Origin of the sequence: Streptomyces sp. 15-116A (assembly GCF_025290915.1) — a bacterium.
Classification (GTDB): Bacteria; Actinomycetota; Actinomycetes; order Streptomycetales; family Streptomycetaceae; genus Streptomyces.
This window is the reverse complement of record NZ_JAOCQE010000338.1, coordinates 1-5,873: the sequence shown is the minus strand read 5'-3', so window position 1 is coordinate 5,873 and position 5,873 is coordinate 1. Positions and strand designations below refer to the sequence as shown.

The 5,873-nt window shown below is 75.0% G+C and carries 2 protein-coding genes; both read left to right on the top strand.

The features are described from left to right. Positions 1-5,007: amino acid adenylation domain-containing protein (locus tag N4P33_RS31550; RefSeq protein ID WP_260830370.1), on the top strand; the 5,007-nt coding region annotated here is incomplete at its 5' end. Further along, the gene (locus N4P33_RS31545; RefSeq protein WP_260830369.1) at positions 5,004-5,771 is read left to right on the top strand and encodes a thioesterase II family protein; all 768 of its coding nucleotides are present in this window, start codon (positions 5,004-5,006) and stop codon (positions 5,769-5,771) included. The genes N4P33_RS31550 and N4P33_RS31545, both read left to right, overlap by 4 nt. Positions 5,772-5,873: the final 102 nt, after the last annotated feature.

Genomic DNA, 5,873 nt, shown 5'->3' with positions numbered 1-5,873 from the left:
GGGGAGGGAACCGACGCCGAGCCGTTCGCGTTCACGGTGGTGCGCTGGCCGTCCTGGGCCGAGCCGTCCCGGCCCGGCGAGTACACGGCGCTCAGCTGGCTGCCCCGCGAGCCGGACGGACGGACCGTGTGGCAGCGGGCCGCCGTCTACCAGCGGCTGCTCGCCGAGGACGCCGAGGCCGACGGGGCACCGGCCCTCACCGAGCAACGCCGCCGCGCCGCCCGCGGCACCGGCTCCTCGTACCCCATCGTGTACACGTCCGTCTTCGACCTGTCCGACCTGCCCCTCCCGCCGGGCGTCACCGCCGGTCCCTGGAGCACCTGCACGCCCGACGTGTCCCTCGACTGCGTCTCCCTCGACGACGGCGACACCCTGACGGTCGGCTGGGACGCCGTGCCCGGCGACTTCCCCGACGGAGCGCTCCAGCGGGCGTTCGACGCGTTCGGAGCGTTGTGCCGGGACCTCGCCGCCGACCCTCCCGAGGAGCCCGGGCAGCGGCTGAGGGACCTGCACGCCTGGAACGACACGGCGCGTCCCTTCCCCGCCGTGGGACCGGCGCACACGTACTTCGAGGAGCAGGCGAAGGACCGCCCCGGGCACATCGCCCTGCGGTGGCGTGGCGGGACCCTGTCGTACGGGGCGCTCAACGCCTGGGCGAACCGGATCGCCTGGACGCTGCGCGACCACGGCGTCGGGCCCGAGACCGTGGTGGCCGTCCGCACCCCCCGCGGGCCCGCCATGGTCGCCGCGGTCCTCGGCGTGCTCAAGGCGGGCGGCGCCTACCTGCCCGTCGACACGCGCCTGCCCGGACAGCGGGTCGCCGCCATGCTGCGCACCGCGGAGGCCACCCTGCTGCTCACCGCCGACGGCGCGCCGCCCCTGACCGCCGTGGAGGGCGTGACCTGTCTGCCGGCCGACCGCACGCGGCTGCCCGACTCCCCGGAACGGCGCCTGGACCCGCCGCACACCGCCGGAGAGGACAACACGGCGTACATCATCTTCACCTCGGGCAGCACCGGGGAACCCAAGGGAGTCACCGTCCGCCACCGGCCCGTCCACAACCTCCTGCACTGGTGCCGGCGGCTGCACGGCTTCGGTCCTGAGGACACCGGGCTGTGCGTCACCTCGCTCGGATTCGATCTGTCGGTCTTCGACATCCTGGGCCTGCTGGGCTGCGGTGCCGGGCTCTACATCGCCGACGAGGAGCAGCAGCGGGACCCCGAACTCCTGCTCGACGTACTCGTACGGGAGCCGATCACCTTCTGGAACTCGGCGCCCACCACTCTCGGCCAACTGCTGCCGCTGCTGCCCGGATACGCGGGCAGTCCCGGCACCGACGACCTCCGGCTGGTCTTCCTCAGCGGCGACTACACGCCCCTGCCGCTGCCCGACGCGGTGCGTGCCGTCTTCCGCCGGGCGAAGATCGTCAGCCTGGGCGGCGCGACCGAGGCGACGGTGTGGTCCAACGCGTTCACCGTCGACGAGGTGGACCCCGGCTGGCGCAGCATCCCCTACGGCCGCCCCGGTGACAACGCGCGCTACTACGTCCTGGACGAGCGGCTCCAGCCGTGTCCCCCGGGTGTCGAGGGCGACCTCTACATCGGCGGCGACTGTCTCGCCGACGGTTATCGGGCGCGCCCGGCACTGACCGCGGAGCGGTTCGTCCCGGACCCCTTCGGGCTGGTGCCGGGCGCCCGCATGTACCGCACGGGCGACCGTGCGCTGTGGGACGACACGGGTCTCATCCACTTCCGCGGACGGGCGGACCACCAGGTGAAGATCCGCGGCTTCCGCGTCGAACCGGGTGAGATCGAGCACCGGTTGCGGCAGCACGAAGCCGTCCGGGACGCCGTGGTACTGGCCCGGACCGACCCCTCCGGGGACCGCAGGCTGGTGGCGTACGTACAGCCGTCGGGTGAGGGACTGCCGGCCACCGCGGAGCTGCGAAGGTTCGCCGCCGCCGCGCTGCCCGAGTACATGGTGCCGAATGTGATCGCCCAGGTGGACACGTTCCCGGCCACGCCGAACGGCAAGCTCGACCGTGAGGCACTGCCGTGGCCGCTGCCGGAGACGGACCGACGAGCGCAGGCGCGGCGCGGGACGGCCGCGGGGGTCCCGGCGTCCGTGACGTCCGGGATGACCGACAGGGCCGGCCTGACGGCCGAGAAGGAGAACACGGTGACGGCCGGCGAGGAGTCCGGCACGGCGACTGAGGTGCGGGCCGACGCGGCTGCGGAGGCGTGGGCCGGGGGCGGTTCCAGGGAGGCGGTCGCGGTGTCGGCCGGGGAGGTGGGCACGGTGTTGGCCGGGGAGGCGGGCGAGGCGTGGGCCAGGGAGGTGGTCGCGGTGTCGGCCCAGGGCGGCTTCGGTGTGGCGGCCGGGGCGGGGACCCCGGTGGCGTCCGAGGCGGCGGCCCGCGAGACGGACACCGAGGGCGTGGACGCCGAGGCCGTGGACACCGAGGCCGTGGACGCCGAGGCCGTGGACGCCGGGATCGTGCACGCGGCGGCACCGGGGCGGGCCGAGCTGTGCGAGGAGGTCGCCGCGCTGTTCGCCGAGCGGCTCGGTGTTCCGTCCATCGATCCCGCGGCCGACCTGTGGGACCAGGGGGCCACCTCCTTCACCCTCGCCCAGGTCTCCACCGTCCTGCACGAGCGCTACGGACACCGGGTGCCGGTGTCGGCGCTGCTCGAGGATCCCAGCGCGGACGCGATCGCCACCCACCTGGCCCGGGTGCTCGGTACGGAGGGAGCGTCCGCCGGGGACGGAAGCCAGGTCCGCCGAGCCCCCGGGTCCGTGCCCGCCGAGGCCGTGCGGGTCGAGCACGAACGGCTTCGCACACCCCCGGAGGAGAGCGGGACCAGGGCGGCGGACACGGACGAGCCCGAGCCGGTCGACTTCTTCTCCGCGCACGACCGCGCCGCCTTCAAAGCGGCCGGCTGGGCCAGGCGCGCACCCGCCGACCCCGGCCGTCTGCTGCCGCTGGAGCCGGTGGAGTACGAGCAAGCACGGTACGAACGGCGTGGCACGCGCCGGGAGTTCGGCCGGAGCGCGGTCGGCCGTGAGCAGCTGACCCGGCTGCTGGCGCTGCTGCGGCCGGTGCGCCGGGACGACCGCGAACGCCGCCTCTACCCGTCGGCCGGGGACACCTACGCCGTGCAGGTGTACCTCCACGTCCGGCCGGGGCGCGTCGCCGGGCTGGAGGCGGGCCTCTACCACTACCGGCCCGAGGACCACGCCCTCGAGCTCCTGGCGGAGGGGCCCGGGCCCGATCGCGGCGGTCATGTCTTCTACAACCGGCCGGTGTTCGACGCCGCCGCGTTCGAGCTGTATCTCATCGGTCAGCTCCGGGGGATCGCCCCGCTGTACGGCGAGGACGGCGCGCGTTACCTCGCCGTGGAGGCGGGCTGCATGGCGCAGCTGCTGATGAACTCCCAGACGGAGACGGGGATCGGCCTGTGCCCGGTCGGTGCCCGCTCCGTGGAGCGGATCGCCGGTCCCCTCGGCCTGAACGAAGGACACCGCTTCCTGCTGTCCCTCCTGGGAGGCACCCTGCCGTCGGAACAGGGCACTCCGACGGCCCCAACGGCACCCGAACCGGCTGCCCGGAACGCGCAGCCGCACGGACGGACGACGGTGGAACCCGCCGGGCGCACCGCGGCGACCGGGTCCGCGAGGACGCCCGCCACCGTCGCCGTGGCCGTCACCGGCGCGGCGGTACGGCTGCCGGGCGCGGACGGACTGGGGGAGTTCTGGCGGCTGCTCGACTCCGGTCGGTCGGCCGTGGGCGCCGTGCCGGCCGACCGGGCGCGGTCGCTGCGCAGCGGGAACGGACGGGCCCGTCCACAGGGCGGCTACCTCGACGCCGAGGACGGCTTCGAGCCTGAGTTGTTCCACATCGCGCCGGCCGAGGCGCGCACCCTCGACCCGCAGGTCCGCATGGTGCTGCGAGCGGTCTGGGAGTGCCTGGAGAACGCCGGGCACACCCCGGAGAGCCTGCGCCGCGCCGCCCGTCGGATCGGCGTGTTCACGGGGGTGATGTGGCACGACCACCGCCAGGCCGGCGCCGACGCGCACCGTGCGGGCGAGCCGGCGACCGTGGCCGCGCTCGGCTCCGACATACCCAACCGGGTCTCCCACTTCTTCGACTTCCGCGGCCCGAGCGTCGCCGTGGACACCTCCTGCTCCTCCTCCCTGACGGCGCTGCACCTCGCGGTGGAGGCGCTGCGCCGCGGCGAGTGCGACGCGGCGATCGCGGCGGGCGTCAACGCCATCGGCCACCCCTACCACCTCGACGTGCTGACGGACCTCGGTGTCGTTGCGGCCCGTCCCGCGGCCGGCGCGTTCGACGCCGCGTCGTCCGGCTGGTCACCGGGCGAGGGCGTGGGCGCCGTACTGCTGCGCCGGCTCGAGGACGCCGAACGCGACCACGACTGCGTCCGTGCGGTCGTCGAGGCGACCCTGAGCGGACACGCGGGACGTGCCGCGCGGTACGGCGCACCGCGCCCGCAGGCGCTCGCCGACTCGCTGCGCCACGTACTGGACCGTGCGGGGGTGTCGGCCGAGGACATCGGATACGTGGAGTGCGCCGCCGCGGGGGCGGGGGTGGCGGACGCCGCGGAGATCGAGGCGCTGGCCCAGGTGTTCGCGGCCCGCACCGGACGGGGCCTCGCACTGCCGGTGGGCACGGTGAAACCCGCGGTGGGCCATCTGGAGTCCGCCGCCGGCATGTCACAACTGGCCAAGGTGCTGCTGCAGTTCGAGCACCGCCGCATCGTCGCCACTCCGGCGGGACGCAGTGAGGGGCTGTTCTCCTGGGAAGGGCTGCCGGTGCGGCTCGCGGACCGCCCGGAACCCTGGGCACCACAGCGTCCCGGTGAGCCGCTGCGCGCGCTGGTCAACGCGGTGGGGGCGACGGGAAGTTACGCCCATGTCGTGCTGCGTGAGCCCGCGCCGCCGGGTGCGGAGCGCGAGGAGGGCGACGGAGAAGGGAGGACGGTCCGATGACGGCCGGGTCGTGGATCGCGGGCGGGCCCGGACGCAGGGCCGACGCCCCGGTGCGGCTGCTGTGCTTCGCCCACGCCGGAGGAGGAGCGGGCTTCTTCAGGCCGTGGGCCGCGGCCCTGCCCGGCGTCGATGTGTGCCCCGTCGTGCTGCCGGGCCGCGAGTCCCGGCTCAGGGAGCATCCGTACACGCGGGTGAGCGAGCTGCTGCCGGCGCTCGTCGACGGGGTCGTGCCCCATCTCGACCGCCCCTATGCCCTGTTCGGGCACAGTCTGGGCGCGGTGCTCGCCTACGAACTCGCCCGGCGGCTGTCGCACGGCCCCACGGCGCCCCCGGTGTGCCTGGTCGTCTCCGGGCGTCGGCCCCCGCACGCGGTCCGGCGGGAGCCCGAACTGCGCCACCTCGACGACGACGCCTTCGTCGCCGAGGTGGCGCGGTTGGGCGGCATCCCGGAGGAAGTACTGCGGCAGCCGGATCTGCTGCGGCTGTTCGTCCCGGCGATGCGGGCCGACTTCACCCTGAACGAGACGTATCTGCCGCTGCCCGGGCCACCGCTGACGATCCCGGTGGCCGCCCTCACCGGTGACCGGGACCCCCGCGTGACCCCCGAGGAGATCGACGGCTGGCGCGAGGTGACCCGGGGCCCCTTCGCCCGCCGGGTGTTCGAGGGCGACCACTTCTACCTGAAGGGTGCCCGAGCCGACGTCATGGCGGCCCTGCGGGCCGAACTGGAGGCGGCGGCGGGGTTCGCCCCGAGGATCGCCTGACGCAACCGCCCGGATCCGTCCGGCCGCCCGGCTCGTCCGGCGGTGCCGCCGGCACCGTGCGGCCCGGCCGGTGCCTCACGCGCCGCCGGTACGGGCCTCACG

Coding starts and splice junctions, on each gene's coding strand:
- N4P33_RS31545 (WP_260830369.1), top strand. CDS start 5,004: ATGACGGCCGGGTCGTGGATCGCGGGCGGGCCCGGACGCAGGGCCGAC.